The sequence below is a fragment of the Cupriavidus sp. 05T313 genome (genome assembly GCF_056396665.1).
On the sequence record NZ_JBFTLX010000459.1, the window covers coordinates 1 to 2,316 of the forward strand.

At 53.1% G+C, this 2,316-nt stretch carries 2 protein-coding genes; both read left to right on the forward strand.

Annotated elements, in window-relative coordinates; translation table 11 throughout:
• A partial coding sequence (locus AC1DKD_RS40755; RefSeq protein ID WP_477144695.1) for an acyl-CoA dehydrogenase family protein occupies positions 1-723 on the forward strand: 723 nt, incomplete at its 5' end.
• A 384-nt stretch (positions 724-1,107) separates the two neighbouring features.
• Positions 1,108-2,316, forward strand: a 1,209-nt coding sequence (locus AC1DKD_RS40760; protein WP_477144696.1) for an MFS family transporter, incomplete at its 3' end; no start/stop codon positions are given.

The window sequence follows — 2,316 nt, forward strand, 5'->3', positions numbered from 1 at the left end:
GTCGTGAACGGGCAGAAGGTCTGGATTTCGCGTGTCCAGCACTCCGACCTCATGATTCTGCTGGCACGGACCACGCCGCTGGCGGAGTGCAGGAAGAAGTCAGAAGGAATGTCCATCTTCCTCGTGGACCTGCGCGAAGCCATCGGTAAGGGTATGACGGTCCAGCCCATTATCAACATGGTCAACCACGAGACTAATGAGCTCTTCTTCGACAACCTGGAGATTCCGGCGGAGAACCTCATCGGCGAAGAGGGCAAGGGTTTCAAGTACATCCTGGATGGCCTGAACGCCGAACGTACGCTGATTGCAGCGGAGTGCATTGGAGACGGCTACTGGTTCATCGATAAGGTGACCAAGTACGTCAACGAGCGTGTGGTGTTCGGTCGCCCCATTGGCCAGAATCAAGGCGTGCAGTTCCCAATCGCCAAGGCCTTCGTGAACGTGGAGGCAGCAAGCCTAATGCGTTTCAAGGCTGCGAAGCTGTTCGACGAGCATCAGCCCTGCGGCGCGGAAGCTAACATGGCCAAGCTGTTGGCAGCGGATGCATCGTGGGAAGCCGCCAACGCCTGCTTGCAGTACCACGGTGGCTTTGGCTTCGCTGCAGAATACGATGTCGAGCGCAAGTTCCGTGAGACTCGTCTGTACCAGGTCGCCCCGATTTCCACGAACCTGATTCTCTCGTATGTTGGTGAGCACATCCTTGGGATGCCACGCTCATTCTGATTTTCTGGCCTTGTGACCTATGGTGACTGGCAATCGGTTGCGAGTCGCATCCTTAGGCCGGGTAATCGTAGGTCATGGGTTCATCGGTGTCCTCCTCACTTGGACCTCAGTTCGTGCCCCGTTTCGGAGCGAGAGGCGCAATGATGCGAGTTGCCCCCCTTGTGCAGGCCATGCAGTTCCTTGATGCCGGCATCAGGAAAATCTATTTCATCACGCGTCGCTTCGCGACGTAGATATGGCACCGATACGTAAGCTGCAGTATTAGCTGTCATAAAGAGCAGTGCAGCCTACGCAAAAAATATTAGCGGAAGCGATTTTGAAATCGCAATTTTCGCAAAATTGCATTGTCAGGAGACAAAGATGTTGCCTAAAGATGTGGCCCATATGGGGGCCGACGGGCGCTTGCTTGCTGCTCAAGAACCTATCCAAAGTCGCGTCAAAGGAATTATCGGTGCCTGCTCCGGAAACCTGGTCGAGTGGTATGATTTCTTTGTCTACGCTTATACCTCTATCTATTTCGCCTCGGCCTTCTTCCCTTCCGGAAATCAGTTGAGCCAACTGTTGGCAACTGCCGGCGTCTTCGCGGTGGGGTTCTTTATGCGGCCACTAGGCGGATGGATATTCGGTTGGATTGCGGATACCCGAGGTCGGAAAATATCGATGATTATCTCGGTCTTCATGATGTGCGCCGGCTCGCTGATGATATCCGTGTTACCAACCTATCAAACCATCGGCGTCGCTGCTCCCGTTCTCCTCGTTGTCGCCCGCTTGTTACAAGGCTTATCGGTCGGCGCGGAGTATGGTACCGGAGCGACTTACATCAGTGAGGCATCGGTCGCCGGTCGCCGAGGTTTCTTCGGGTCATTCCAGTACTTCACAATTGTTGCCGGACAATTGCTTGCGCTGTTGACGGTCACTGTTCTGCAGCATACTTTATCCCATACAGAACTAATGGAATGGGGTTGGCGGATACCCTTCTTCATGGGGGCTATGAGTTCAATTGTGGTTGTTTATCTCCGTAGAGCCATGACTGAAACGGTGTCCATGCAGGAGATGAAACGGAAGGATGCGGGCTCGATTTTTGGTTTGCTGCAACATAAGCGTGCAGTGCTGCTGGTTCTTGCATTCACTGCAGGTGGTTCGCTCTACTTCTACACGTTTACGACGTACATGCAGAAGTTTCTCGTCGTATCCGCTGGCATGAATCCAGAAACCGTTAGCATAATCATGACGGCGTCACTGGTATTATTTATGCTATGCCAACCAATTTTTGGGTTGCTGGCGGATAAAATCGGAATTAGGACCAATATGCTGCTATTTTCTGGCCTGGCGACGCTGCTAGTAGCTCCCATACTCTTCGCGCTGCACTCGGTAACGAACCCATATGCGGCATTTGGATTGGTAGTATCGGGTCTTTTGATTGCATCCTTCTACACGCCAATTGCAGGGATTGTAAAAGCTGACTTGTTCCCAGCGACGGTCCGTGCGCTCGGTGTTGGCTTGCCTTATGCCCTTGCAAATGCGACGTTTGGGGGAACTGCCGAGTACGCAGCTCTGTCGCTGCATTCGGCGCACATTGAATCGTATTTCTTC